The sequence below is a fragment of the Providencia sp. PROV119 genome (assembly GCF_028482435.1).
Lineage (GTDB): Bacteria > Pseudomonadota > Gammaproteobacteria > Enterobacterales > Enterobacteriaceae > Providencia > Providencia stuartii.
The window spans coordinates 63,490-89,308 of the sequence record NZ_JAMPQL010000007.1; the positions used below are offsets into that span (position 1 = coordinate 63,490).

Sequence of the window (25,819 nt, forward strand, 5' to 3'; positions counted from 1 at the left end):
TTTAATTTCTCATCTGAATGAGACTATAGTATCATTTTGGTTGAATGTAAAATGAGACTGTAGTCTCATTTTGAGGTTGTTCAATAATTTTTAGATGTTGGTTTCTTTTATGGCTTGATAAATAAGGCATATTTGAATTTTTTGTGTTTTAATTTTTTTTAAGGCGAACGATAAAAATACAAGGTGCTTTAAGAATCGGTAGCTGTCATTATGGCAAAGTGTCATGATGAGTAACCATTCACTATTTTATCGTAGCGAAATGTTTTTAAGGGGAGGGAGACGATGTCATTAACACATTCTAATCATGAATATAAAGGCACAAGAAAACGGACTTACATTTTACTCGTTAATACAGCATTAGCGCTTTTTGAAAAAGGGAGTATGCCGTCAGTCTCTGAGCTTGCCGCTGAAGCGGGAGTGTCAAGGGCTACCGCGTATCGCTACTTTCCGACGCAAAGTGATCTGATCGCTGCCACCGTTAATGCGAGCTTGGGGCCAATTTTAACATGGCAACCACGTAGCCAAAAAACTGAAGAGCGTATTGATGAGTTATTATCATTTGCCTTACCTCGGATGTTTGAGCATGAAGGCGCATTGAGGGCGGCATTGCAAGTTTCATTGCAACAATGGGCACAGGGGCGATCACTGGCGCAAGACCCTAAAGAAAAGCGTCTTGAAAGGGGGAACCGTAAAGACATTTTAACGATGGTGACCGCTCCAATGAAAGATGAGTACCCTCAAGAAATTATTGATAAGGTGATCAAAGCATTTTCAGTCATTTATGGTTCTGAAATCTTTTTAGTACTCAAAGATATTTGGAAACAAGATGATGCTGAGGTCATTGAAATCGCACAGTGGATGGCGAAAGCAATTATTAACCAAGCCACTGCGGATAAAAATGCCCAAGAGTGCTGATATATCGCACTAAAAGAACGGTAGGGGGAGTACCTATCGTTCCTGATATATAGATTTATAACGCTTTCATAAAATAATACCTTTCATGCTTAATCGGGTACTCAATCAGTGTTGAGATCACCTGATAACCTTGTTTTTCATAAAAAGGTTTTGCTTGGAAACTGAATGTATCGACTTGTGCATATTTGGCCCCCAACTCTTTCGCTTTGTTCTCCATGGCTTGTATTAATTGTGATCCAATGCCTTGCTTTCTCAGTGACTCTTCGAGCCAAAAGTAGTTAATTCGTAGCCAATTTCCGAGTGTTGAGCCTGTTATTCCGCCTAATATTTCCCCTTCTTGTTCATAAAATACGGCTAATGGGGAATGAATATCTTCACTGAAAAATTGCAAATTATAGTTAATTAATGATTGATGAATACGAGCAACTTCAGATTCAGACGGGGATGTTGTGATACGTATTGTCATAATTTTGCTTATCTCTCAAGGTAATGATGATTTATACGGTTATTTACTATCTAATAATTTAATGAATTTAAAGTATTAAGAGGATACTATTAAGACTATTACAGATAATATAGGTACGCTAACTGCTCTCGCAGTGATAGGATTTTGCGATGATAAGATTATTGAAGATGGGCTTAGGCATTGCTATTTGTGCCTTAATTGGTGGCACCCTCACTTATCTTGGCGTACCTCTCGCATTAATGTTTGGTCCAATCATTGCTGTCATTGTGTTTAATCGCTTCAAAATTCAATTTGCCATTCCAAAATATACGCTCACATTTGTCCAGATATCATTAGGAACGTCTGTGGGGCTGATGTTTAATCAAGTCTCATTGGGGCAAGTGGAAAATCTATTTCTACTCCTTTTGATGTTGGTCGTCTGTTTAGCCGTCCAATTTTCATTCAGTTACTTTTGGTTTCATCGCAAAGTCGGGTGGACAAAACAAGAAGCGATGCTGGGCTCTGTTCCGGGAGCCATGGCGGCCATATTAGCATTAACAGATCATACCCATACCCCGCCACAAAAAATTGTCATTTCTCATACGATCCGCCTCATCATTTTAATTTTGTTAGCTGGGATCGTGGTAGGTAGCAATGGGGATCCCCAGCCGTTAATTGTACTGCCATCTTTGACGTTAGAAGCAATCTTCTGGTTAACGCTCATTGTATTAACGGGGTTAGGATTAGGCTTGGTATTGCAGCGGATGCATGTTCCTGCTCCATTTATGCTGACATCATTAGGTGCTGCGACGCTGATCCAAGGCTGGCTAGATGTGCAAATCCATTTTCCGGTGATGATCACTGAACTCAGTATGGTTTTGATCGGGATGAATATTGGTAACCACTTTATTGTTTTTCCACTGTCGTCATTGATCAAAAATATCTATTCATCGGCTCAAGTGGTCATTATTAATATTTTCCTAACCTTATTGATCACACTGTTTGCTGCATGGGTGACTGGCTATCCGATTTCGGTATTGTTGCTGGCTTGGGCACCGGGAAGCATGGAAGCGATGACGTTTGCTGCAATCACAATGAAGCTGGATGCTGGATTTGTTATGTCAAATCACATCATTAGGATGGTGATTATTCAAAGTATTCCTTCCATTGCTATGTTCTGGCAAGAAAAGCGGGCGAAAAAAAAGCGTAATAGCGATGTTGGCTGATCAGTGAGCGTTGACTCCCCTCGATAAGGGGAGATGTTTATTTTACATAAGCAAATAAGCCTAATGAATCACGCGCAAGAGATTGGCATTTAAATTCTTGCGGGAGCGGGATCCCTTTTAGGTCATTGTAGCTCTCTTTGTTCAAAACAGTCATTTGGTGTGAATCGTAATCCCCTAAATCCCACTTATTGCTGCGAGCAAAGTAAACGATAGCTCGTTCAATTTCTCTATCAGGGATTTGGGTGTAGCCACAATCATATTTTAAGTAGATAAAGACCGCTGTGAGATCAGCAAGATCTTCAGCTTCGTTGGGGGTCAATGCTCTGGCAGAATGGGTTATTCCTAACAGAGTTATGATGTAAAAAATTACAGTAAATTTGCGCATTCAGTATTCTATCTGTTTTTTATGTCAAGTAACGTTAACATAACAATAGAATTGTTAGTCAAGTATATTTTTCTTAAAACTGTGTAATATACCCTTAATAAGTACATGGTTTCCTTGACCTTCCTGTAAGGGGAAGCTTTATCATTTTTGGACATTAAACCATATTTTGGCCCTAAACGGTAATCACCCACGGAGCCAGATAGTTTGAATTCGTTTATTAATTTGATAAATAAAAGGAAGGTTATCAATGTTACGTCGCGATTTCATTAAGTTGAGCGCTATCACTTATGCGGCTAGTGCACTACCGATTTGGAGCCGTATCGCTGTGGCAGCCGAAAATTACCCAACACTGGCAATCCCTCCACTGCTAGAGCCTGATGCCCAAGGTAATATCCAATTAGCAATCAAACAAGGTGCTTCCCAATTTGTTCCCGGTAAAAAAACGACAACGTGGGGATATAATGGAGACTTACTCGGCCCAGCTTTGAGCCTGAAAAAAGGTCAGAGCGTAAATATTCATATTGCTAACCAATTACCAGAAGAGACAACCGTTCACTGGCATGGCCTTGAAATTTCAGGGGAGCAGGATGGTGGGCCACAAGCGATCATCAAACCGGGCGCTAGCCGTCAAGTCAATTTCACCATCGACCAACCAGAGGCGACCTGCTGGTTCCATCCTCATACTCATGGCAAAACAGGTTATCAAGTCGCAATGGGGCTTGCGGGACTTGTGATTATTAAAGATGAACAAAGCGACAAACATGGGTTACCAAGCCAATGGGGCGTTGATGATATCCCTGTGATTTTACAGGATAAGCGACTTAAAGATGATGGGCAAATCGACTACCAATTGGATGTGATGAGTGCGGCCGTGGGTTGGTTTGGGGATTTGATGTTAACCAATGGTGCGGTATTTCCGAAACATGTGGCACCAAAAGGCTGGTTGCGTTTAAGGCTACTTAATGGTTGTAATGCACGTAGCTTGAACATCTCAACCAGTGATGGACGTAAAATGTATGTTGTAGCAAGTGATGGCGGATTGCTCGCTGAGCCTATTGCTGTGACCGAATTACCTATCCTGATGGGGGAAAGGTTTGAAGTGCTGATTGATGCGAGGGATGGCCGCTCTTTTGACTTGCTGACACTGCCTGTTAATCAAATGGGCATGACAATCGCGCCATTTAATCAACCCTTACCTGTGTTACATATTGAAACCACAATGGGTACTGGTGCGGGGAAATTGTCTGAACAGCTCGCGACGTTGCCCGCCCTCCCTTCATTGGCTGGATTAACGCGTCGTCGTTTTCATTTAATGATGGATATGCGCTTGGATATGCAAGGGATGATGATGTTACGTGAGCGCTATGGTGAGCAAGCGATGGGTCATATGGGCGGACATGGTGGCATGATGCAAGGCCATATGATGTCGAATGGTGAAAATGGCGGTATGGGCATGATGGGGCATGGTAATATGGGCGGTATGCGTAATGGCGGAGGCCACTGCGGAACCGGCTCTGGTGAACTTGATATCCATAATGCCAATACAATTAATGGTCGGGCATTTTCGATGACGGAAGCCGCCTTTGATGCCCCTATGAATCGCCAAGAAATATGGGTTATTTCCGGTCGTGGCGATATGATGCTTCACCCATTCCATGTTCATGGAACGCGCTTTCGCATACTAAAAGAGAATGGCAAGGTTGTGGAGCCTCATCGACAAGGTTGGAAAGACATTGTTAAAGTTGAAGGCCAAGTCAGTGAGGTGCTGGTGGAATTTAAACATCTTGCCACCAAGGCGCATCCTTATATGGCGCATTGCCATCTCTTAGAGCACGAAGATACTGGCATGATGATGGGCTTCACAGTGAGTTGAGGTGATATCACTTAGCCTTGTGTATTAGGTCGTTAATGAGCCATGCTGCTATGCCCTCATTACGCCCTAATACTGAAGTGAAAAAGTCAAGGATGACATCTTTTATTCATATCTATTGCTATTGATTTTATTCGTTTTCTCATCATAAAAAGGCCATATTGCCTGAAATTGTGAAAGATGAGTTATAAAATTTATAACAAGTTATCGGATCCTCTTTTACGACAAATGGTGAGTTCTGTTATACTCCTTCCAAATTTTGTTCTCATATTTCTAATGTTGCTGTTGGTCGCGGCTTAAAAGCGTTTTGCGTCTTATCATAGAAATGTGAATTTTAGTATTCAAAACAAATAGGTAGTGGGAAATTGAAACATACACTAGAAGTGATGATCTCTGAAGAAGAGCTCAGCCAGCGAGTCAGTGAACTAGCTGAAAAAATTAGCGCACATTATAAAAATATTGATGGCGAGCTGGTCTTAGTAGGTTTATTAAAAGGTTCATTTATTTTTATGGCTGACTTATGCCGTAAGATTGAAGTCCCACACGAAGTCGATTTTATGACCGTTTCAAGTTACGGTAACGCAATGAACTCAAGTCGCGATGTTAAAATAGTCAAAGACTTAGATGAAGACATTCGCGATAAGCATGTGTTGATTGTTGAAGATATCATTGATTCAGGGAATACCTTAAATAAGGTTCGTGAGATCTTTGAATTGCGCGGTCCTAAATCCGTGGCAATCTGTACTCTGCTTGATAAGCCATCACGCCGTGAGGTTGAAGTACCTGTCGAGTGGATTGGATATTCAATCGAAGACAAATTTGTTGTTGGGTATGGTATCGATTATGCACAACAATATCGTCATTTACCTTATATTGGCCATGTCACGCTGATTGAAGAGTAAGTGAATAATATTCGATGCGTTAGTTAAAAGAAGGGCCGTTCCATGGAACGGCCCTTTATTCGTTTATCGCGATAAATAAAAATTATTTTTTATTGGTCAATTTAGCAATTGCTTCACGGTAGCAAAGCTCTAATCTTTCACGGCTATCTGCGGTAATATGCAAGTCATGTAGACGACCATTGTTGATACCGTAAACCCAACCATGGATCATCACTTTTTGCCCACGTTTCCACGCTGATTGCATAATGGTTGAGTGACCTAGGTTGTAAACTTGCTCAACGACATTTAATTCACATAAGCGATTTAAGCGTTCGCAAGGTTTTAATTCACCTAACATTGAGCTGTGTCTGTACCAAATATCACGAATATGCAGTAACCAGTTATTGATTAAGCCAAGTTCAGTATTGTCAACCGCAGCCTCAATACCACCACATCCATAGTGGCCGCAGATGATAATATGCTCAACCTGAAGGACATCAACAGCATATTGGATAACCGACAAACAGTTTAGGTCGGTATGGATAACTAAGTTTGCAACATTACGGTGAACGAAGAGATCGCCTGGTGCAGCATTGATTAATTTTTCGGCAGGTACTCGGCTGTCTGAACAACCTATCCATAAGAATCTCGGTTTCTGAGCTTTGGATAGTTCTTTAAAAAATTCAGGATCTTTTTCTTTTACGGAAGCTGACCATGCTTCGTTGTTAGCAAACAGCTCTTCAATTTTTCTCATCATGACGTATAGCCTAGTTGTGTTACTTTACGTTAAAATCTTATACAGCATTTATTTATTAATTAATATTCAGTTGTATTAATCTTTACATCCTTATGATGTGCATTTCATTCTGATTAGACAATATTGATATGGCTAACCACATGAATTGGTTAGCATATACCTATTTTCTCTTTTCTGCATAACAGTGATCAGAAAAAAATGGCATCATAGTATTATATTGCTCCCAAACCTACCCAAGAATAAAGGTGTTTTTTACATATGACTTACGCACTTGAGTTATCGCAGCTCACCAAAACCTATCCAGGTGGCGTGAAAGCCTTGCGAGGAATTGATCTAAGCGTAGAAGATGGTGACTTTTATGCATTACTTGGACCTAATGGCGCTGGTAAGTCGACCACAATAGGAATAATTAGCTCATTGGTCAATAAAACGAGTGGGTCTGTTAAAGTGTTTGGTTATGATTTAGACAAGCAAGTCGTACAAGCTAAACAACAATTAGGGTTAGTTCCTCAAGAGTTTAATTTTAACCCATTTGAAACCGTGTTACAGATAGTACTTAACCAAGCGGGCTATTACGGGGTTTCTCGTTCTGTAGCCCATCAACGGGCAGAAACCTATCTTTCTCAATTGGATTTATGGGAAAAGCGCAATGAGCGCGCGCGTAACCTATCCGGTGGGATGAAGCGTCGCTTAATGATTGCACGAGCGCTAATGCATCAGCCAAAACTACTGATTTTGGATGAGCCGACCGCGGGGGTCGATATTGAATTACGCCGTTCTATGTGGAGTTTTTTGAAAAAGCTCAATGCACAAGGAACGACGATTATTTTGACCACACACTACCTTGAAGAGGCAGAAATGCTTTGTCGCAATATTGGTATTATTCAGCATGGCGAGTTAGTTGAAAATACGAGTATGAAACAATTATTAAGTCAGCTGGAATCTGAAACCTTTATTTTTGACCTTGGCACAAGAAGCCCTATTCCAGAGCTTAAAGGGTATGAAACTCGTTTAATTGATACGTCGACCTTAGAAGTTGATGTGAAAAGAGAGCAAGGATTAAATGGGGTATTTAGCCAACTTAATGAGCAAGGCATCGAAATTTTAAGTATGCGCAATAAAGCTAACCGGTTGGAAGAACTGTTTGTGAACTTAGTGAAAAAAGAAAGTCATGCCGCTCGTTTGGAGGAAGCACAATGATTTCTCTATATTGGGTCGCATTAAAGACTATTTGGATTAAAGAAGTCACACGTTTTGGTCGTATATGGGTACAAACGTTATTACCGCCAGTGATTACAATGTCTCTCTATTTTGTCATTTTTGGTAACCTGATTGGTTCCCGAATTGGCGATATGGGTGGGGTAGATTATATGCAGTTTATTGTTCCTGGCTTGATTATGATGGCTGTGATAACGAACTCCTATTCTAACGTCTGCTCCTCATTCTTTGGCTCTAAGTTCCAAAAGAACATTGAAGAATTGCTCGTTGCGCCAGTACCGACACATGTCATCATTGCTGGTTTTGTTGGTGGTGGTGTTGCTCGCGGTATTTTGGTTGGGCTACTTGTCACCATCGTGTCATTGTTCTTTATTCCACTCCAAGTACATTCTTGGAGTATGGTGATAATTACATTGTTATTAACTTCAATCGTTTTTTCACTGGCAGGGTTATTAAATGCAATTTTTGCCAAAACATTCGATGATATCAGCATAGTTCCTACTTTCGTATTGACACCATTGACCTATTTAGGTGGCGTATTCTATTCACTCTCATTATTACCTCCCTTTTGGCAAGCGGTATCAAAACTCAACCCGATTGTGTATATGATCAGTGGCTTTAGGTATGGCTTTTTAGGTATTGCTGATGTATCAATTGCCGTGACATTAGGTGTATTGATGATCTTCTTTGTGATTTTTTATGGATTAACATGGTATTTAATTGAGCAAGGGAGAGGGCTAAGAAGTTAACGATATAACTTATTTTCTTATCTCGAAGTGACTTAATTTAACCCCTAATAGCTAGCTAACTATTGGGGGTTTTTTTATACCTTAATATCTAGCGACGATTAGTTAGATCCCTATATTCAATTCAGATTTTTATCAATCATGAAATTAACATGGAATACAGTTACGAAAATATACTTAGTTTGGTTTCTGGCGTAAATAATATTAATAAAAAACAATCACTATAATTTATGAGATAAATATAACTAAACTGTCTTTTTGCGATATATGTTCAAATGTAACTAACAAAAAAGTATTAAAATAATTTCAATCTTAAATTTTTTTTATTTTTCGTTGGGTAGGAAAAATAGATATTCTTAACATAATGATTTTATTGTATTTTCTGATATCGAAAAAAAATAGCAAACGCAAAATAGTAGAGATATCAGTACAGTAGGGTGAAATATTGCCTTACATTTATGTATTAGAATATTGAATACTCTCTTCCCCCTCGAATTGGATTTAATAGCTTTCTTGTGTTTTATTTTTGGTTTTTTGTTCTGTGATTTTCTTTTTTATAGCGTTTTGTTTAGTGATTTGTTTGTTTTTAATGTAAATTAACGGTTTTCACACGTAAACTGGATTTTACACATAAATTGCATATACTCCTATGCAGGATGGTCGAGATAAGAAATAACCTTATTAAACTATGTAATTTCATAGTGAAATACCAATAAAAGAATTAGATAACAAATTATATATTTTAGGAGTCATCAAGATGAAACTAAATAAAGCCTTATTAGTTACTTCAGCTATCACTATGTCTTTATTCACTGGCGTTGCAAATGCAGATGTCATTGATGGTAAAGAAACGGGAACTATCCATTTTAAAGGGCAATTTGTTGAATCAACTTGTACTATCGAAACAAATAATGAGAACTCAAGTGAAGGAACAGTACAGTTAGGCACTTGGTTGGTGAGCCATTTTCAAAAATCCGATGAAACAACAAAACCAACAAAGTTTGTGATTGCACTTAACGAATGCCCTGATGTTATTAAAAAAGCAAAGATCACTTTCACTGGAACTGCGGATAGTACAAATAGCAGCTTATATAAAACATCCACAGAAGTTGGTGCTGGTATTGGTATTACTCATGCTGAAAGCGATACAGCTTATATTACCCCTGGAGCACCAGCGGGTGAAATTGAACTTAAAGGAGCTAATAATAGCGGTGAGAAGGAATACTATGCCCGTTATGTGACAACTGGCCCTGTAAAAGCGGGTGTGGCTAACGCGGATGTGACAGTAACAATTTCTTATAACCAATAATGCCAAGTAAATAAACAATAATAATTAAAGTGAGAAAAATTCTCGATTTAATTTAACAAAGTTTTAGCATTAATGGGAACATATCATTCTACACGTGATTATCAGAAGGTATGTTCCCCATATTTAGGGATAGCATTATGGTTAAAACATTAATATCTACTCTTTTTTTCTTCTTTTTAATCGTAACCCAAGCGAATGCAAGTGTTGTACTTGGTGGAACACGGGTTATTTATGATGCAAACAGCAAAGAAGCTTCCATTACAGTTCGTAATAATGATAAGACACCATATTTAATTCAATCTTGGATTGATCATTTCGATAGTAATAATCAAACTAAGTTACCTTTTGTTATCACCCCTCCCTTATTTAGAATTGAACCTGAATCCAGCAATTCATTGAGGATTGTTTATACAGGTAAAGATCTACCTGACGATAAGGAAAGCGTTTTTTGGTTGAATGTAAAGTCGATTCCACCGACTGATCCTAATGCTAAAAATAACCTGACTATTTCGATTAATAATCGAATCAAACTGATTTATCGCCCTAAATCATTATCGAGCGCAGACGCAGGGGCTGCTTATAAAAAAGTGACATTTGAAAGAAAAGGCAACCTGTTAGTGGGTAAAAATCCAACACCTTATTATGTCTCTTTTAGTGAATTAAAAGTAGGGAATAAATCTATCGACGAGCCTGTTATGCTTCCTCCTATGGGAGAGCATTCGTGGAATATTTCAGGTATTCAAGTTAATAAAGTGATGTGGAAAGCCGTGACTGATGTTGGTGGGATAACAGATAGTCAAGAGCAAGAATTAAAATAATAAAAAATTAAAGTCAGGTATGGAATTTTACTATTATGCTAATTTTTAATAAAGAAGAGTACATACAAGAAAATTTAGTATCCATATTTGAACTCAGCAAGATTGCTCCTCATTCGCTCAGCAAAGCCATTGCAGGTTTAACTCTGTCAGTTGCTTGCCTTCCAATGGCGTTTGCTGGTGACTATTTTAGTCCTCACTCGTTAACGCCAGTTAATGGACAAAATATAGCCGAATTGCAAAGTTTAGAGCAATTTTCAACGCCTGGAGGACAGCAGGAGGGCGAATATCATGTAGATATTGTCTTAAATGGGCAAGGAGTAGGTTCTAAATCTTTGGTTTTTGTTAAGAGCAAAGAGGAGCAAAAATTAATACCAGTACTCACTAAAGAGGAACTTGAAAATTGGGGGGTTAATGTTAAAACCCTTCCTACTTTTGCCAATTTAACTGAAACACAGCCAATTGAAGATATTTCAAAGTATATTCCAGATGCGTATACACGGCTTGAATTGACTAACCAGAAGCTGATTATTTCTATTCCTCAGATAGCGATGAATAAAACAGCGTCTGGAACAGTTGATCCTAGTTTATGGGATGATGGTGTACCCGCTCTGGTATTAAGTTATTTTTATCGGGGATCTAACACTTGGTATAAATCTTCTCATGCAGATACGTCATCCCACTATGTTAACTTACGCAGTGGGTTAAATGTTGGCCCTTGGCGTTTAAAAAATTATTCAACGTATTCTTATCAAAATAATCAAAGCCGTTGGCAAAATATTGAAACCTACCTTGAACGGGGCATTAATCCTCTTAAATCTCAATTAACAATTGGTGATACTTCAACGCCAAGTGAAGTCTTTGATGGTTTTCAATTCCGTGGTGCTAAACTCGCTTCAGATGAATCGATGATCCCCAGCTCTCTACGTGGTTTTGCACCGATCATCCGAGGAATTGCGCAAAGTAATGCCGAAATAACGATAAAACAAAATGACTATATTATTTATCAATCTTATGTTTCACCCGGCCCCTTTGAAATAAACGACCTCTATTCGACGGGAACGAGCGGAGATTTAACGGTGACGGTAAAAGAGGCCGATGGGAGTGAACGCTCATTTATCGTTCCTTTTTCTTCATTAGCCATTATGCAGCGTGAAGGTCAATTGAAATACGCAGTGACTGGCGGGAAATTTAAAAATAATAACAGTGGCAAAGAGCCTAATTTTGCGCAAGCAACGGTCATTTATGGTTTACCTAAAGGAATAACGGCGTATGGCGGTGGTCTATTTTCCAAAGATTACCAATCTTATGCTGCGGGTATTGGATTAAACCTAGGTTATGTTGGTGCTTTGTCTTCAGATGTGACCCAAGCAAAAACAAAATTTACTCAATTTGATAACCGACAAAAAACAGGTCAATCGTACCGTGTTCAATATACTAAAAATCTGTTAACTACAGGTACCACAGTCACCTTTGCAGGTTATCGTTATTCAACTGAGGGCTTTTATTCTTTCCCAGAAGCTAACGCTAATTATTTGCGAGACAGTTTTTATAGCAAAAAAAATCGTTATCAAGCGACGGTTAATCAGGATTTAGAGGCTTATGGCAACCTTTATGTTTCCGCTTATCAGCAAGATTTTTGGAATCAAAGTGGTCATGAGCGGACATTAAATGCGGGTTACAATAATAACTATAAAGGTTACCAATATACCTTGAATTATAGCTATTCTGATTTTTCAGGCTACGATAAGGCTGATCACCAATTTGTTCTCTCTTTTAGCATACCTCTTGGTGGCCTATCGATTAATAATAGTATGCTAAACCTCTCTATGAGTAGTAATAACAGAGGGGATAGTAATTATATGGCTGGATTGAGTGGATCCCTGTTGGATGATCATAATTTAAATTATTCAGTACAGCAGTCATACGGCAATCGAAATCAAAAAGCACAAGGTAATGCTTCATTATCTTATAAAAGTACGTATACCATCGCAAATGCTGGCTATAGCTATGACCAATTTTCACAACGCGCCAATTATGGCTTAAATGGTGCCATTGTTGTGCACTCTGATGGTGTGACATTATCTCAGCCAATCTATGACTCTTTTGCTATTGTGAAGGCGCCGGGAGCAAAAGGGGTTAAAGTTAAAAATAAAACAGGAATAAGAACTGATTGGCGAGGTTATGCGATAGTTCCTTATCTCAGCGCCTATACACAGAATGAAGTGTTATTAGATACCACGTCATTACCAGAAAATGTTGATTTGCAAAAAAGCGCACTGACCCTAGTTCCGACAAGAGGTGCGGCAATGTTAGCGGAGTTTAAGACATATACAGGATATCGTGTTTTATTGACAGTGACGCACAATGGGAAAGCCGTTCCTTTTGGTTCAATAGGACAATTAGTTTCCGAACAAGATGGATTAAGCAGTGGTGGTATTGTTGGGGATAATGGTGATATTTATTTTAGTGGTATGCCAGAGCAAGGAAAGATCCATATTAAATGGGGAAATCAAACAGATGAACAGTGTATGGCCAATTACCAACTTAATGAACAAGAAAAGCAAATGCCAGTAGCATCTCTGCAAGCAATATGTGAATAAAGAACGGAGATAAAATGAAAAATACAGTATTAAATTTATCATCAATTGCATTTTTTCTCGGATTGCTATGTGGTTACCCAAATATAGCTATAAGTTCAGATATTTCTGCAAGGATCATTTTTCCTGATTCAGAATTAGTGTTTGATGATGCTGCGGGAGAGGTCGCATCGGGAACGATTATCGGGGAGGGATGGCAAATATATTCAGGAACAGTTTGTCAAAGCAACCTTAATAACCCGAAAGAGCAAGGGAAGTTTACCGAAATGATATTTTATGATGCTAGGTACGCAACAGGCCTAACAGTTAATTTTGGAGGAAAAGCGTTCCCTGTTTATGCTGGAAATGTTAAAGGCGTTGGTTATGCTTGGGGAATTAGAGAGGATGGTGATCCTGAGTGGTATCCAATAAAAGATAGGTATGGAAGTGGCCCTTTTAGTTTAGAAAAACCTGATACTGAGGTCAGGATTGAAATTGCCTTTGCAAGAGTCAGAGTTGATGGTATCCCGCCAAAAGGTGATACAAAGATCTCTCGCGATGCTCGGGCATTTTTTACCTGTTATAAGGACGATGATCCCCAATATACTTATGATGGATTTATAGATAGTAGCTATACTCATTTAAAGTCGACAGCCTCTACTTGTAATATCAATACAAAAAGATTAAATATCGATTTAGGGGAGCATGATCTAAATAGGGTAAATAGGTTTGATGTTGGCTATAGGTTTGGTTTAGCAGAAGAAAGTATTGAGATGAGTTGTAATGCTGAGATGCGTGTTTATATGACATTAGGCGAATATGGAAGAGCCTCTAAAATAGGCAGTGATTTCATCGAGTTAACAGATAACTCGGACTCACCTGGCTATGGCGTGCAGGTTTTTCATAATGGCTCTCCGGCATTAAAAGTTGGTGGTGATAAAAACGTTGTTACCGATAATCATCAGCTTCTATTTCGTACGGAAGCAGGCAAAAAGAATTATACCGTTCCATTGCGTTTTGAATATGTTAAAACGGCCAAAAAGGTTAAAGCGAGTTCAGGGAATGCAGCATTAACACTAACGTTTGCTTATGACTAAAGGATTGATACCATGAGACAAGGTTACAATCTAATACGTTATTTTTTTCTCGTATTCCTTATCCCTATTCTGATTAATTCGGCCTCTGCAACAGTAATGGTCAATTATACAGGAAGCATTAAACATTCGACTTGTGGTATCAAAACACGGAATATCAGTGTTGATTTAGGAACTTGGCTAACTAATAGTCCTAGAGGTTTTGGCAGTGCAATAAATTCCCAGTCTGAATGGATTGAATTTACACTTGAGTTTGATTGCCCAGATAAAATGAGTGTATTAAATGGCCAATTTCAAGGTGTTTCAGAATCTAATGGCCGTTATTTATCGCTTGATAAAGGTGATGGATATTCAACGGGAGCTGCAATTGAATTACAAAGCTATGAAAATAGTCTCCACAATTGGGTCAACCGAGATATTAATACGCTATATAACTTTATGCAGAATGAAGCTATTAATAAGGGAAATACTGAATTAAAAGTGCGTGCTCGTTATGTTCAAACCAATAGTAAAATTACACAAGGTAAAGCAAACGCTTCGGTTACCTTTGTCGTACAGGCTAATTAATATGACCACTAAAAAAATACTGCGGATAGTATTGCTGAGTTATTTCGGGTTAACTATAAACCATGCTTACAGTTACGATGTGTTAGTCAACATCACAGGTGCTGTAAAAGCTTCAACTTGTGATTTAAGTTCTAACCAAACTAAAAATATTAATTTAGGGGATATTTATTTAAGCTCTACAGGTTTGGGAGGCAGCGTTGGTTCGACTAGCCCAAAGGCGGATTGGTCAATTAGCTTGAAATGTCCAAGTAATATTCCAGTGATATTTATACCTAAAGGTAACAGTTATTCTGGTCAATCTAGTGTCTTAGCGCTTGATGCGGTCGATGGCGTTGCAACGGGGGTTGGGATAGAAACAGAATATTCAATGGATAAAAATAATTGGAAAGCATTAACGCTCAATGTACGAAATGAAATTATTAATAGTGTAAAGAGTGAGGGTGACATTCATATTTTTATGCGGGGTTACTATAAACAAATAAATGAAAAAGTAACACCTGGTTTTGCAAATGCCTCCATGACTATCGATATTGTTTACCAATAAAGATAAGAAAAAAATTATTGAATAAAGCCAAGATAAATGAGTGAGATTTATCTTAGCCTTATTTTTTATTTAGAAAACCAAATTATTATAAAAGTTAAAATAATCAACAAGGAAACTATATTTTTACCCGCAATAAATGTAAAAAAGTACTACAGAGCAGATAAAGATGTTCAATATAGGTAAGTAAAAACAGTTATACATAACCGTATGATAATAAAGTAATTTTAGGTATATAATTTTAATTATTCATTTTTTGATGCAGATCAAAAAATAATATTCCTATATAACAATGAGTTGTGATGTGTGAGTTGTTTTTTTGTCACCTCTAAAATTTACGTTTTGAAAAACTTACACAAATCAAATACTACTTTAATGTTATATACTCTTTTTACATGTTACTCACCAGTCGGGTAACATGAATTTTTAACTATTTCTTATTTGTGTATATAAGTCTTTAATATGTTCTCGCATTAATTTTTAGAATAGCGATATTTACCTATATCTATACTATTTTATTAATTACGCGCTGAATAATTAACATTACTATTAATTACTATGTAGAGTGTAAAGGTATATCAATGAAAAAATTATCAACTCGAAATATTTTTATGGCTGTTATTGCTTCAGCATTTGCTTTTTCAGCAACAGCAGAAGAGCAAAGTGGAACGATTAAGTTTAAAGGACTTATTTATAATGCTACATGCACTATTAGCCTGAATGATACTAACTCACCAAACGCTGATGTAAAAATGGGACGTTTTGCTACTAGTGAGTTTACTGAGGAAGGTGATGAGGTTGGTGGTACTGGTGGTGATGGTAAATTAAAAATTAAATTAATTGACTGTCCTGATCAAGGTACTATATCTATCAATTTAACGGGTCATGAAAACCGTTTTGATAAAACTATTTTAGAACTGGACAATAAAGGTAGTGCTGGCGTTGCAAAAAATGTGGGTATCCGTATTTACAATGAAGATGACCTATCCAAGCCATTAAAAATTAATGGTAGTAAAAGTGAAGAAATAAAAGTAAATGGTAACAGTGCTCAATGGACTGGAACTTTTATTGCTAAGTATGTAAGTACAGACGATGACGTAGAAGCAGGCCAAGCAGACGCAACATTAAATTATAAAATTACTTATAAATAATTTGATAACGCAGATTATCAATTATTAATCTGCGTTACTTTTTTTCTTGGAGGACATCCTATGTTTATGAAAAAAATAGTTCCTACACTGTTATTGTGTTTTCTTGCTAGTTCAACCAGCTATGCTGGCTTTGGTTTAGAAACAACGCGTGTTATTTATCACGAAAAAGAGAATAGCGAAGGTGTTGTTGCATTTAATACAGATAAAAATAGGAATTATTTACTTCAATCTTGGGTGGAAGATAAAAATGGAAAAATAACACAAGATTTTGCAGTAACACCTCCATTAATTAAGCTAAAATCTGAGCAAAAAAACACGATCCAACTGACTAAAATAGCATCATTACCGAGTGACCAAGAAGCATTATATTGGCTAAATGTAAAATTTGTGGCACCAAGTAGTGAGGATTTAGAAAACGTTTTACGTTATTCAATGACAAACAAAATAAAGCTAATTTATCGACCTACAGCATTATCCGATAAAAAGCTTGAAGATGTTGTCAATGAGTTAACTTGGTCTCGCTCTACCGCTGGAGTCAAGGTTGTTAACCCAACACCATTTTATATTAACATTGCAAAAATAAAAATTAATAACAGAGAAGTCGAAGCACCAAGCTATTTAGAACCACGCTCTGAAACAGTAATTAATGTTTCTAATTTAGGGGCTAGTTCCAATAAGGTTTCTCTAAACTATATCAATGATTATGGTAAAGGGTTAGATAGTCAATATCTTATAAAATAATAATCTAATAAAGTAGAGTAAAGGCCTATGAATCGTCTTTATCATAAAAAGTATCCATATTCACCTCTGTTTATGGCTATTGTATTCGCTTCATTGTCATTTGAAATGCGGGCTGCTGATTATTATCCACCTAGCTTGTTAAATATTGCAGGTACAGATACGCAATTGACTAATGAAGATCTGGATGTGTTTAGGGAAAATGATATAGCACCAGGGAAATACCATGTCAGGTTTTTCATTAATAATAATTTAATTCTTAATAAAGAAATTAGCTTTGTGATGATGCCTCGGGCAGATGGTGGAGAACAACTTACACCTTGTTTTAGTTTTGCGGATTGGGAAAGTTTTGGTATAGATTTTCATAAGACCTTAAAAGGTGATCAAGAATGCTTCAATATTAATGATATTGAGTATATGACACAGTCACTTGATTTAAATACTAAAGTGTATTCAATGACTGTTCCGCAATCAATGATTAATCAGCTGCGCATAAGAAAAGCTGAAGAAGCACAGTGGGATGATGGCATTCCTGCTGTATTTTTAAATTACTCTTTTTCGGCTTTTAACACCTATGAAGGCGGTAAAGTCGATGATAACTATTATGGTAATATTCAGACGAAAATTAACATAGGCTCATGGCGTTATCGTAATTATTCCACATGGGCCAACAATCGGCACGATAAGAATAAATGGAATAATATTAGCAACACCTTATCAAGAAACATTAATATAATAAAAAGTGAGCTAACACTAGGGGACTTATATACAAGCTCGCAATTATTTGATTCTTTTAAATTTAAAGGGGTTAAATTAGCATCAGATAGGCAAATGGAACCTTATAACTTAACGAGTTATGCGCCAAGCGTAAATGGTATCGCTAATTCTGAATCTATCGTGACTATTGTACAAAATGATCAAGTTATCTATAAGAAAAGTGTGCCTGCTGGGCCATTTGAAATTACAGATTACTATCCAATGAGTAATGGTGGCAATCTATATGTCACAGTAGAAGAAGCAAATGGTAATGAAGTTAACTTTATTGTTCCTTTCTCATCAATTGCTTTTTTAGAGCGAAAAGGCAGTATTAAATACAGTTTCTCTAGTGGTGAATATGATGGGAATAATAACGGTGATGGCCGTTATGTGAATGAAGCTGAAATCTATTATGGATTAACAGACTTTGTGACCGTTTTTGGTGGTGCACTCTACGCTAAAAAATACCAATCCTATGCAATCGGTACAGGGTTTAACTTAGGTGAGGTTGGCGCAATTACAACGGATGTTGTGCACTCTCGTACTGATGTTGATAATCAATCTACGTTGAGTGGTAATGCATTTAGAGTCAATTACTCAAAACATATTGAGACAACGAATACGAGCTTAGCTTTAGCGGGTTTCCGTCATTTTGATGCTGATTTTATGAATATAGATGACGCATTCTTTTATGAGGAAAAATACCGTGGCAGCTATGAAAAACTAAAAAATGAATACACCGTATCTCTTTCTCAACCAATACTCGATAGCTCAAGCTCGATTAACTTAAATAGTGTTGTTTATGAGTATTCAAGTGGTCATAAACAACAATCTTATAATGTTGGTTTTAACAGTAATATCGATAAGGTTCATTACAGTGTCTATTACACCTATTCAAAAGGTAGACAATTTGAAAATGATAACAGCCGTTCATACAATTTGAGTTTAAATGTCAGTATTCCGTTCGATGTGTTAAATAACACAATGAGTGTGAATTATGGCATATCAACGGATGACCAGCATCGTACTTCACAAACAGCACGTTTAAGTGGCAGCTATGGCGAATTATATCGTGGAACGTGGGATATTTATCAAGGCTACGGTAATAAAGGTATGGGCTATTCAGGGGGATTAAGTAGCTCTTATCGCTCCCCTTATGCAGTCGTTAATGCAGGGTACGCTTATAACGATAGCCATAAAAACTTTAATTACGGTATTAGTGGTGCATTTGTTGGCACTCAATACGGTGTGGTATTAGCACCTTCAATGCAAGATACAAGCGCATTGATTCTTACCAAAGGGACACAAGGTGTCGGTATTATTAATGGGCAGTCAGTTGAAACTAACGCTTACGGTTTAGCGATTGTTCCGGGGATGGCGCCATATCGTAAAAATACACTGGCGATTGATACAAAAACTATCCCACAAGATACCGAAATTGAAAATAACATTATTAATAATGTTATCCCAACAAAGGGCGCTTTGATACTGGCTGATTTCGACGCTAAAAAAGGCTACAAGTTATTATTTAAGTTACAGCATCCAACGAATAAAGAATTACCGGTAGGTGCAAAAGCTGTTACAGAAGATGAAGCGACTCATCTCGTTTCTAACTTTAATACCTTGTATTTAGTTGCAGATAAGCCTAAAGGGCGCATTAAAGTTAATTGGAAAAATGAGGGTGCTAATGAATCCTGTGATGTGGATTACAACATCGAAAATACCATGCCAACAAATGGGCTTTATATCCTGAATTCAGAATGCCGCTGAAAGGAGTAAGAATAATGAGAAAACAGATTAATTGGGGCTATGCAGCAGCGTTCAGCGTGGTGTTAATGTTCTCTGGGATAAATAGCAGTATTGCGGCTCAGAATTGTGTTGAAGGAGGGGATGGTCAAAATCACTCTGCAATGCGCGCAATGGTGGACATTAAATTAAGTGGTGCGATCAAAAAGAACGACGAGATTGCTCGTTATACATTTGTGCGAGAGAGTGGACGAGGTGGTGTCGCGCAGTGTGGGCCTGACTCACAAGTCTATGCTTATGCAACATACGGTGAAGGCAGCGGCATTATAGCGAGATATTATGGCGAAATTGATGGGAAGCCCGCTTACCATGTGCATGCTGGTGGCCCCGTAAATATCGTCTATGTCTTAATTGAAAGTAAATCAGAATTGCCTTTTACAAATCGTCCAGGACAAGTGTTGCCTGTTCCTGAAGGTGCACTTATGCCTATAGATGCAACGGTTATTTTTTATGCCGGTAAAGATAACCCGACGGCAACATCCTTTGATAATTCGGTGATTGGGGCGATACTCATTAAACGGTTTGACCCAGGTGGTGGCTCGACAAAAGTTGGTTATACTTATCGACTAAAAGGAAAAGTGACAAGTGCGCCGACATCTTGTGAAGCTAAAAATACCGATTTGTCATTTACGTTACCTCGGGTACCGACCACGGCATTCCCATCCGTAGGGTTCCCGACAACGCCGTCATCTGTTGAGGAACATATTAATATCGTCTGTACGGGGAATGTTTCAGCGAAGATCAAGCTCATTGCAAACAATACAGCGAGTTATAATGGCAAAGATGCAGTGATTAAAATCGATAATGAAGGGCAAGGTAATAATGCCAGTGGTATTGGGTTTGTTGTAAAATCACCATTAAACAATGATAACGTATTAGTTAATCAGGAGTTTGTTAAATTAGCTGATTTAGAAAAAGGTGAAACGCGTGTTCCCCTGAAAGCGGAATATTACCGTTATGGTAATTCTGTCAAAGCAGGGAAAGCAGAAGCGACGGCACAATTTGTTTTGCAATTTAACTAAACGATAGCAAAAGGGGAGGAGCAGATCATCCCCTACAATGATGAATGAACAAAATACCCCGCCTATTTGTTGGCTATAATGTCATGATAAAAATTGGTTGTACGAAAATAATAAAGACTCGTTTTTCTTAAAGTGGTTATTTAAACGCTGACAGTACCATACATATCCTCTTCAAATACAATATTAATATTCCCTCTATTACCATACTCATCGATAATAAAAATTTGCAGAGGGTCGGCCACATGATAGGGGGCAGGGCAATAATATCCCCAATAATAGAGTTTCTTATCTCTAAGATACATTTGATGACAGACGATAGTGATGGCGTGTTTATCTAAGGTGGTTTTTGACCAAAGAGGACCGAGATTTCCTTCCAGCCGAGGCCAAATCGCATAAGTTGTATCGCCTACAAATCGGCCATCTTTTTCCTCAGTACAATAAAGAGATTGGCGGATATCTTTTATAATCCTATTTAGTCCTTTATTTAATATATTGGAATAGCCAATCTCTATATTATTAGGCTCTATAAACCAGCTATTAACATAAATTCCGCTATAATAAGGCCCTCCAACGATCTTTATTGCATGGGGCATCACGTGATTATGGTACCAATCTTTAATTTTAGGGATATGTTGTAAGCTATATACAGGAGATTTATACTTTAATTTATATTTATTATGCGTTGTAATTTTAAATGTTTTACGTCTTATGACCCCGTAATTATGCTCATAATTCCCCAGTATCGCCCCTTTACTGATATGAAATGAAATATTTTTTGAGATTTCCTGCCAATCGTTATCTGTTATAGCGATGTTTTCATTATTATCATAATCAATTTTTTTAATTCCTTGAATGATAACCCGCTTAGGTGCAATAAAAATAATTTCTCCTTTATGATTTAAAGTGCCATTTTGTGAGGTATTGAATAAACCTTCACCATCGATTCTCACCCCGACTGCAATTTCATGTCCGGGATTGATCTCTTTCAGTGAGAAGTAATATGAGGCACTGATCCTTTTTGTGCTTCTTATGGCCTCTATAGATGCATTTTTTATGTGAGTAATCTCATTCTGTACGGCTTTACAATAGTCTCCCCGATGTTCAGATATTATCCATTCATCACCGAGTAGTTGTTGATCTGAAAAGGAACAAAAATAGATACAGTCTCTAAATTCTTTTTCATTTTCAAAAAAAGCGTCATTATTTTCATCTAAGATTTCAGCAGTAACAATAACCTCAACTTGATTATATCCATTTGCATAAATAACCGAATGAATATTAGTCGGATTATCTTTAAAATGAATGCTAAGATGGTTGATTTGTTTGAATTTTTTAGCTGGGGGTGAGTTAAGCATTTTGGCTCCAAATATTTTAAGCTAAAAGATCAATAGTGCCACTTTTAACAAAACGGATTTAAACAGTAATTTCCCCATCAATATTATGGCGATACTCAATAGTCATGATGCCTTCATTGCCAAACTCATCAACAATTTCAACATGGCTTGCTAAGGATGTGTTTGATTGAGCACGGCATTCAGCACCGAGATAGAGAGGAATGTGATCCACTAAATTGATTTGATGGCAAACAAGGGTGATACTATTTTGATTATTATTTGAAAAGCGGGCAAGTTTAGGCATATCGTTGCTAAATTGTGGCCACACAGAAAACGTATTTTTTTTATTAAATTCACCATTTCTCATGCTTGTAAAATAGAGTGGAGGCTTTTTCTTGTGGGTTAGCTCTGTCCAACCTTCGTTAATTGCGTGAAAATAGCCGACTCTATCTCGAGTCTCAATAAACCAACTCGTTAAGTATGCACCGAGCGCCTGATCATCGGTGGCATAATTCATTGCATGGGGCATGGTCGTACTATAAAACCAATCTTTATAAGGAGCACTATAAGGCAATGTAGGCGAGACCCTTTTTTCGATAATGTTATATTTGTTGGCTGTAATAATAGATATTTTTTTATAGCGAATAATGGTTGCATAATTCCGATAAGAGCTGGAGTGCCGATTGCTACCATTGCGGAATAATGCATCGGTCATGATATATTTCCAACCTTTATCAATCACCATAACATTTCTATTATTTGTATAATCGATAGGGGATATCCTGCTTACTGAAATTCGGCTAGGTGATTTAAAGACAGAGCCTGAATTTAAAGTAGGTGTTCCATTCATTGAGGTGTCAAAATTGCCTATTCCAGGAATATTAATTCCTACTGCGATTTCTAAGGCGGGGTTAACAATGTCGGATGAAATAAACTTGGATATTTGAAATGTCGAGCGGGTTATCGTTCGTAGGGTTGGTGGCTCCCGCCTTGATAGAGTTGTGTCATACTTAACAGCTTTACAAAATGGCCCTTTTTCATTCGAAATTTGCCAATTTTGATTTAAGGGTTTACCATCAAAAAATGAACACAGATAAGTGGCATCTTGCACTTCTCGTTCATTATTAAAATAAGGCTCTCCATCTTCACTAATAGCATCAACAGTAATCAATATTTCGATTTGATTTTTTTTATTTGCATAAATAAAGCCACTGGAAAACGAAGGCATATTTTGAAATTGGATCTTTAGAGTATATAACAGTCCAAACGTCTTCTTGTTTCTATTATCATTCATAGCATCCCCTTTATGTGATGTTTTTTTCAATCTAATATAAATTGGGATGTTAAATAATTATCTTTTTTATTAGCTATGGCGATTTAAATGATATTTTCTAGAGGTATTACTGAGATTAATATAATAATTTTTAATGTTATAGAAAAAGATCAAATAACGAAATGAAAGCTGTATTTTCTTGCTTGGCTAAAAAAGGAAGCTAAGTAACCCCCAACAAGCTAACTGCCGTTGGGGGATATAGCGTTAAGCGACTTGTACAGGAACTGCTTTGGCAACACGGCTCATAATATTGTCACCGTCAAAGTAAGCGACTTTGGGTTTATGGTGACGAGCATCTTCATCTTTGATATCAACGTATGAGCAGATAATCAATCTATCGCCAACAGCAGCACGACGTGCAGCGGCACCATTGACTGAAATAATTTTAGAACCTCTTTCACCTGCAATTGCATAAGTAGAAAAACGTTCTCCATTATCGACGTTGTAAATATCAATGGCTTCGTACTCGAGGATCCCAGCGGCATCCATAAAATCCTGATCAATAGCACAAGAGCCTTCGTAATGAAGGTCGGCTTGTGTGACCTTAACCCGATGTAATTTACCTTGTAACATTTTTCTAAACATAATTATTGTCTACCATTTTTAATCGTCATGCTGTGTTTGCTTGTTTTTTTAAGCTGAAACTGTGGGTAGGTCAACCTGTAAATTATCAATCAAACGGGTTTGCCCTAACCAAGCTGCCATTAAGATGACCGCTTTTTGACTTATATTGCTCAATGGAGCAAGGGTTTCGGCATCACGAATAAATAGCTCATCAGGGGTAAAACCTGCTTGGCGAAGCGAATCATCGATTTCTTGGATAATCGCTTCAACGTTGTCAGGGGCTGCAATTAGCTTCTCTGCCGCCTGTTGCATAATGCTATATAGTTGTGGTGCTATTTTGAGTTCACTTGCTGATAGATTGTTATTTCTTGAACTCAATGCAAGCCCATTTTTCGCTCTGACGGTAGGCACAGAGACAATTTGTATATCAAAAGAAAGGTCACTCACCATTTTGCGAATTAGCTGTAATTGCTGGAAATCTTTTTCACCAAAAAACGCTAAATCAGGTTGGACTAAATTAAACAGTTTGGTAACGACTGTTGATACACCGCGAAAATGCCCAGGGCGACTCGCACCTTCAAGTATTGATGATAATTCAGGCACTTCAACAAAAGTTTGTTGCGCCATTCCTTCAGGGTAAACATCTTTCACAGAAGGGGCAAAAACGAGATTGATATCGCGACGTTTCAGCTTTTCACAATCCTCTTGCAAGGTTCGAGGGTAATTGGCTAAATCGGATTGGCGATCAAACTGCATAGGGTTAACGAAAATGCTGACAATTACAATATCAGCTTGTTGTTTCGCTTCATCAATTAAAGCTAAATGTCCATCATGCAGGTTGCCCATGGTTGGTACAAGAGCGATACGTTTACCTTCTAGCTTCCAGCGGCGGATCTCACGGCGAAGAATGGGAGATGTTTCGACGATAAGCATAGGTGAATTCCTTATTATTGAGCCGTAATAAAATTATTCAAAAGAATGATCTTCACTAGGGTAGATCCCTGCTTCAACTTCTTGAATATACAGTTTAACCGCATCTTGAATATTGCCTGCTTGTGCAAGGAAGTTCTTGGCAAACTTAGGAGGGCGGGCCGTAATGCCTAATGCATCATGCATGACAAGAATTTGCCCATCAGTACCATTGCCTGCACCGATACCAATAACCGGAAGGAGTAGTTCTTCTGTAATATTATTGGCTAGTGAGGTAGGAACACACTCAAGAACCAAAAGCTGTATTCCCGCATTTTCTAGCGCAATGGCATCTTTCATGAGTTGGTTGGCGGTAACCTCATCGCGACCTTGTACTTTATAGCCACCAAGAACGTTGACGGCTTGTGGCGTTAGCCCTAAATGCCCACATACGGGAACGGAACGTTCACACAGCATTTTGACGGTATCGCATAGCCAGCAACCCCCTTCAAGTTTTACCATGTTTGCACCAGCCTGCATCAGAATAGCGGCATTAGCACAAGCTTGTTCAGGGGTGGCATAACTCATAAAAGGCATATCAGCGATAATAAATGCGTCTGGTGCACCTTTGCGTACACAGCGAGTGTGATAAGCGATTTGCTCTACGGTAACAGGGAGGGTGCTAGATTCGCCTTGTATGGTCATACCAAGGGAGTCACCGACGAGCATGACTTGGATACCTTGCTCTGCAAATAGCTGAGCGAAGCTGGCATCGTAAGCCGTCATGGTAGCAAATTTGTGTTTGTCTTTTTTAAACTGACCCAGAGTAGCCAGAGAAATTGGTTTCATTATAATAAC

The 25,819-nt window shown here is 37.9% G+C and carries 24 protein-coding genes; 16 read left to right on the forward strand and 8 right to left on the reverse strand.

What is annotated here, in order from left to right:
- Positions 1–282 precede the first annotated feature (282 nt).
- The gene (locus PSF11_RS08160) at positions 283–915 is read left to right on the forward strand and encodes a TetR/AcrR family transcriptional regulator (RefSeq protein ID WP_040132348.1); all 633 of its coding nucleotides are present in this window, start codon (positions 283–285) and stop codon (positions 913–915) included.
- Between the two features lie 55 nt (positions 916–970).
- Here the strand turns inward: PSF11_RS08160 and PSF11_RS08165 are convergent, their stop codons facing one another.
- A complete protein-coding gene (locus PSF11_RS08165) occupies positions 971–1,381 on the reverse strand; it encodes a GNAT family N-acetyltransferase (protein ID WP_004922612.1) in 411 nt (136 codons plus the stop codon).
- A 149-nt stretch (positions 1,382–1,530) separates the two neighbouring features.
- Here PSF11_RS08165 and PSF11_RS08170 point away from each other — a divergent pair, with 149 nt between their 5' ends.
- The gene (locus tag PSF11_RS08170; protein ID WP_072502468.1) at positions 1,531–2,586 is read left to right on the forward strand and encodes an AbrB family transcriptional regulator; all 1,056 of its coding nucleotides are present in this window, start codon (positions 1,531–1,533) and stop codon (positions 2,584–2,586) included.
- 37 nt (positions 2,587–2,623) lie between these two features.
- On the opposite strand, the gene PSF11_RS08175 is transcribed toward PSF11_RS08170, so the two are convergent.
- Positions 2,624–2,971, reverse strand: coding sequence for a YacC family pilotin-like protein (locus PSF11_RS08175; protein ID WP_004922605.1), 348 nt, complete (start codon positions 2,969–2,971; stop codon positions 2,624–2,626).
- 247 nt (positions 2,972–3,218) lie between these two features.
- Here PSF11_RS08175 and cueO point away from each other — a divergent pair, with 247 nt between their 5' ends.
- Together cueO and hpt are read left to right on the forward strand one after the other, a co-directional pair.
- Positions 3,219–4,844: a multicopper oxidase CueO gene (gene cueO, locus PSF11_RS08180; RefSeq protein WP_072502467.1), complete on the forward strand. Its 1,626-nt coding sequence runs from the start codon at positions 3,219–3,221 to the stop codon at positions 4,842–4,844.
- A 362-nt stretch (positions 4,845–5,206) separates the two neighbouring features.
- Positions 5,207–5,743, forward strand: coding sequence for a hypoxanthine phosphoribosyltransferase (hpt, locus tag PSF11_RS08185; protein ID WP_014656584.1), 537 nt, complete (start codon positions 5,207–5,209; stop codon positions 5,741–5,743).
- 82 nt (positions 5,744–5,825) lie between these two features.
- On the opposite strand, the gene can is transcribed toward hpt, so the two are convergent.
- Positions 5,826–6,479, reverse strand: coding sequence for a carbonate dehydratase (gene can / locus PSF11_RS08190; RefSeq protein ID WP_004922593.1), 654 nt, complete (start codon positions 6,477–6,479; stop codon positions 5,826–5,828).
- A 258-nt stretch (positions 6,480–6,737) separates the two neighbouring features.
- Here can and PSF11_RS08195 point away from each other — a divergent pair, with 258 nt between their 5' ends.
- The 12 genes from PSF11_RS08195 to PSF11_RS08250 all read left to right on the forward strand — a co-directional run bounded on the left by PSF11_RS08195 (position 6,738) and on the right by PSF11_RS08250 (position 20,821).
- Positions 6,738–7,679, forward strand: a complete 942-nt coding sequence (locus PSF11_RS08195; protein ID WP_004922590.1) for an ABC transporter ATP-binding protein — start codon at positions 6,738–6,740, stop codon at positions 7,677–7,679.
- Positions 7,676–8,446: an ABC transporter permease gene (locus PSF11_RS08200; protein ID WP_014656582.1), complete on the forward strand. Its 771-nt coding sequence runs from the start codon at positions 7,676–7,678 to the stop codon at positions 8,444–8,446. The genes PSF11_RS08195 and PSF11_RS08200 overlap by 4 nt, the downstream gene beginning before the upstream one ends.
- 754 nt (positions 8,447–9,200) lie before the next feature.
- Entirely contained in the window at positions 9,201–9,752 is a 552-nt protein-coding gene (locus PSF11_RS08205) for a fimbrial protein (RefSeq protein ID WP_004922584.1), read from the forward strand.
- 137 nt (positions 9,753–9,889) lie between these two features.
- Positions 9,890–10,570, forward strand: coding sequence for a fimbrial biogenesis chaperone (locus PSF11_RS08210; RefSeq protein ID WP_014656581.1), 681 nt, complete (start codon positions 9,890–9,892; stop codon positions 10,568–10,570).
- A gap of 35 nt (positions 10,571–10,605) precedes the next feature.
- Entirely contained in the window at positions 10,606–13,170 is a 2,565-nt protein-coding gene (locus PSF11_RS08215) for a fimbria/pilus outer membrane usher protein (protein ID WP_072502466.1), read from the forward strand.
- Positions 13,171–13,184: 14 nt separating this feature from the next.
- Positions 13,185–14,243: a fimbrial protein gene (locus tag PSF11_RS08220; RefSeq protein ID WP_004922574.1), complete on the forward strand. Its 1,059-nt coding sequence runs from the start codon at positions 13,185–13,187 to the stop codon at positions 14,241–14,243.
- Between the two features lie 12 nt (positions 14,244–14,255).
- Complete coding sequence (locus PSF11_RS08225) at positions 14,256–14,807, forward strand: fimbrial protein (protein ID WP_004922571.1); 552 nt, start codon at positions 14,256–14,258, stop codon at positions 14,805–14,807.
- A 1-nt stretch (position 14,808) separates the two neighbouring features.
- A complete protein-coding gene (locus PSF11_RS08230; RefSeq protein WP_004922566.1) occupies positions 14,809–15,351 on the forward strand; it encodes a fimbrial protein in 543 nt (180 codons plus the stop codon).
- Between the two features lie 578 nt (positions 15,352–15,929).
- Positions 15,930–16,499 carry a fimbrial protein gene (locus tag PSF11_RS08235; protein ID WP_004922560.1) on the forward strand — a complete coding sequence of 190 codons (570 nt, stop codon included), beginning with the start codon at positions 15,930–15,932 and terminating at the stop codon, positions 16,497–16,499.
- 60 nt (positions 16,500–16,559) lie between these two features.
- A complete protein-coding gene (locus PSF11_RS08240) occupies positions 16,560–17,240 on the forward strand; it encodes a fimbrial biogenesis chaperone (RefSeq protein WP_004922557.1) in 681 nt (226 codons plus the stop codon).
- A 27-nt stretch (positions 17,241–17,267) separates the two neighbouring features.
- Positions 17,268–19,763 carry a fimbria/pilus outer membrane usher protein gene (locus tag PSF11_RS08245; protein WP_072502465.1) on the forward strand — a complete coding sequence of 832 codons (2,496 nt, stop codon included), beginning with the start codon at positions 17,268–17,270 and terminating at the stop codon, positions 19,761–19,763.
- A 14-nt stretch (positions 19,764–19,777) separates the two neighbouring features.
- Positions 19,778–20,821 carry a fimbrial protein gene (locus PSF11_RS08250; protein ID WP_072502464.1) on the forward strand — a complete coding sequence of 348 codons (1,044 nt, stop codon included), beginning with the start codon at positions 19,778–19,780 and terminating at the stop codon, positions 20,819–20,821.
- 140 nt (positions 20,822–20,961) lie between these two features.
- Here PSF11_RS08250 and PSF11_RS08255 read toward each other — a convergent pair whose 3' ends face one another.
- The 5 genes from PSF11_RS08255 to panB form a co-directional block, all read right to left on the reverse strand.
- The gene (locus PSF11_RS08255) at positions 20,962–22,176 is read right to left on the reverse strand and encodes a hypothetical protein (protein ID WP_072502463.1); all 1,215 of its coding nucleotides are present in this window, start codon (positions 22,174–22,176) and stop codon (positions 20,962–20,964) included.
- 58 nt (positions 22,177–22,234) lie between these two features.
- Positions 22,235–23,449 (reverse strand): hypothetical protein, encoded by a 1,215-nt coding sequence (locus tag PSF11_RS08260; protein WP_072502462.1) that lies wholly within the window; start codon positions 23,447–23,449, stop codon positions 22,235–22,237.
- A 243-nt stretch (positions 23,450–23,692) separates the two neighbouring features.
- A complete protein-coding gene (gene panD / locus PSF11_RS08265) occupies positions 23,693–24,073 on the reverse strand; it encodes an aspartate 1-decarboxylase (RefSeq protein WP_004922542.1) in 381 nt (126 codons plus the stop codon).
- A 48-nt stretch (positions 24,074–24,121) separates the two neighbouring features.
- Entirely contained in the window at positions 24,122–24,985 is an 864-nt protein-coding gene (gene panC / locus PSF11_RS08270; protein ID WP_004922538.1) for a pantoate--beta-alanine ligase, read from the reverse strand.
- Positions 24,986–25,018: 33 nt separating this feature from the next.
- Positions 25,019–25,810 (reverse strand): 3-methyl-2-oxobutanoate hydroxymethyltransferase, encoded by a 792-nt coding sequence (gene panB, locus PSF11_RS08275; RefSeq protein ID WP_014656572.1) that lies wholly within the window; start codon positions 25,808–25,810, stop codon positions 25,019–25,021.
- Positions 25,811–25,819: the final 9 nt, after the last annotated feature.

Coding starts and splice junctions, on each gene's coding strand:
- cueO (WP_072502467.1), top strand. CDS start 3,219: ATGTTACGTCGCGATTTCATTAAGTTGAGCGCTATCACTTATGCGGCT.
- PSF11_RS08250 (WP_072502464.1), top strand. CDS start 19,778: ATGAGAAAACAGATTAATTGGGGCTATGCAGCAGCGTTCAGCGTGGTG.
- PSF11_RS08240 (WP_004922557.1), top strand. CDS start 16,560: ATGTTTATGAAAAAAATAGTTCCTACACTGTTATTGTGTTTTCTTGCT.
- PSF11_RS08225 (WP_004922571.1), top strand. CDS start 14,256: ATGAGACAAGGTTACAATCTAATACGTTATTTTTTTCTCGTATTCCTT.
- PSF11_RS08235 (WP_004922560.1), top strand. CDS start 15,930: ATGAAAAAATTATCAACTCGAAATATTTTTATGGCTGTTATTGCTTCA.
- PSF11_RS08230 (WP_004922566.1), top strand. CDS start 14,809: ATGACCACTAAAAAAATACTGCGGATAGTATTGCTGAGTTATTTCGGG.
- panC (WP_004922538.1), bottom strand. CDS start 24,985: ATGCTTATCGTCGAAACATCTCCCATTCTTCGCCGTGAGATCCGCCGC.
- PSF11_RS08195 (WP_004922590.1), top strand. CDS start 6,738: ATGACTTACGCACTTGAGTTATCGCAGCTCACCAAAACCTATCCAGGT.
- PSF11_RS08170 (WP_072502468.1), top strand. CDS start 1,531: ATGATAAGATTATTGAAGATGGGCTTAGGCATTGCTATTTGTGCCTTA.
- PSF11_RS08220 (WP_004922574.1), top strand. CDS start 13,185: ATGAAAAATACAGTATTAAATTTATCATCAATTGCATTTTTTCTCGGA.
- can (WP_004922593.1), bottom strand. CDS start 6,479: ATGATGAGAAAAATTGAAGAGCTGTTTGCTAACAACGAAGCATGGTCA.
- PSF11_RS08205 (WP_004922584.1), top strand. CDS start 9,201: ATGAAACTAAATAAAGCCTTATTAGTTACTTCAGCTATCACTATGTCT.
- PSF11_RS08210 (WP_014656581.1), top strand. CDS start 9,890: ATGGTTAAAACATTAATATCTACTCTTTTTTTCTTCTTTTTAATCGTA.
- PSF11_RS08260 (WP_072502462.1), bottom strand. CDS start 23,449: ATGAATGATAATAGAAACAAGAAGACGTTTGGACTGTTATATACTCTA.
- PSF11_RS08245 (WP_072502465.1), top strand. CDS start 17,268: ATGAATCGTCTTTATCATAAAAAGTATCCATATTCACCTCTGTTTATG.
- PSF11_RS08165 (WP_004922612.1), bottom strand. CDS start 1,381: ATGACAATACGTATCACAACATCCCCGTCTGAATCTGAAGTTGCTCGT.
- PSF11_RS08255 (WP_072502463.1), bottom strand. CDS start 22,176: ATGCTTAACTCACCCCCAGCTAAAAAATTCAAACAAATCAACCATCTT.
- PSF11_RS08215 (WP_072502466.1), top strand. CDS start 10,606: ATGCTAATTTTTAATAAAGAAGAGTACATACAAGAAAATTTAGTATCC.
- panB (WP_014656572.1), bottom strand. CDS start 25,810: ATGAAACCAATTTCTCTGGCTACTCTGGGTCAGTTTAAAAAAGACAAA.
- PSF11_RS08160 (WP_040132348.1), top strand. CDS start 283: ATGTCATTAACACATTCTAATCATGAATATAAAGGCACAAGAAAACGG.
- PSF11_RS08175 (WP_004922605.1), bottom strand. CDS start 2,971: ATGCGCAAATTTACTGTAATTTTTTACATCATAACTCTGTTAGGAATA.
- PSF11_RS08200 (WP_014656582.1), top strand. CDS start 7,676: ATGATTTCTCTATATTGGGTCGCATTAAAGACTATTTGGATTAAAGAA.
- panD (WP_004922542.1), bottom strand. CDS start 24,073: ATGTTTAGAAAAATGTTACAAGGTAAATTACATCGGGTTAAGGTCACA.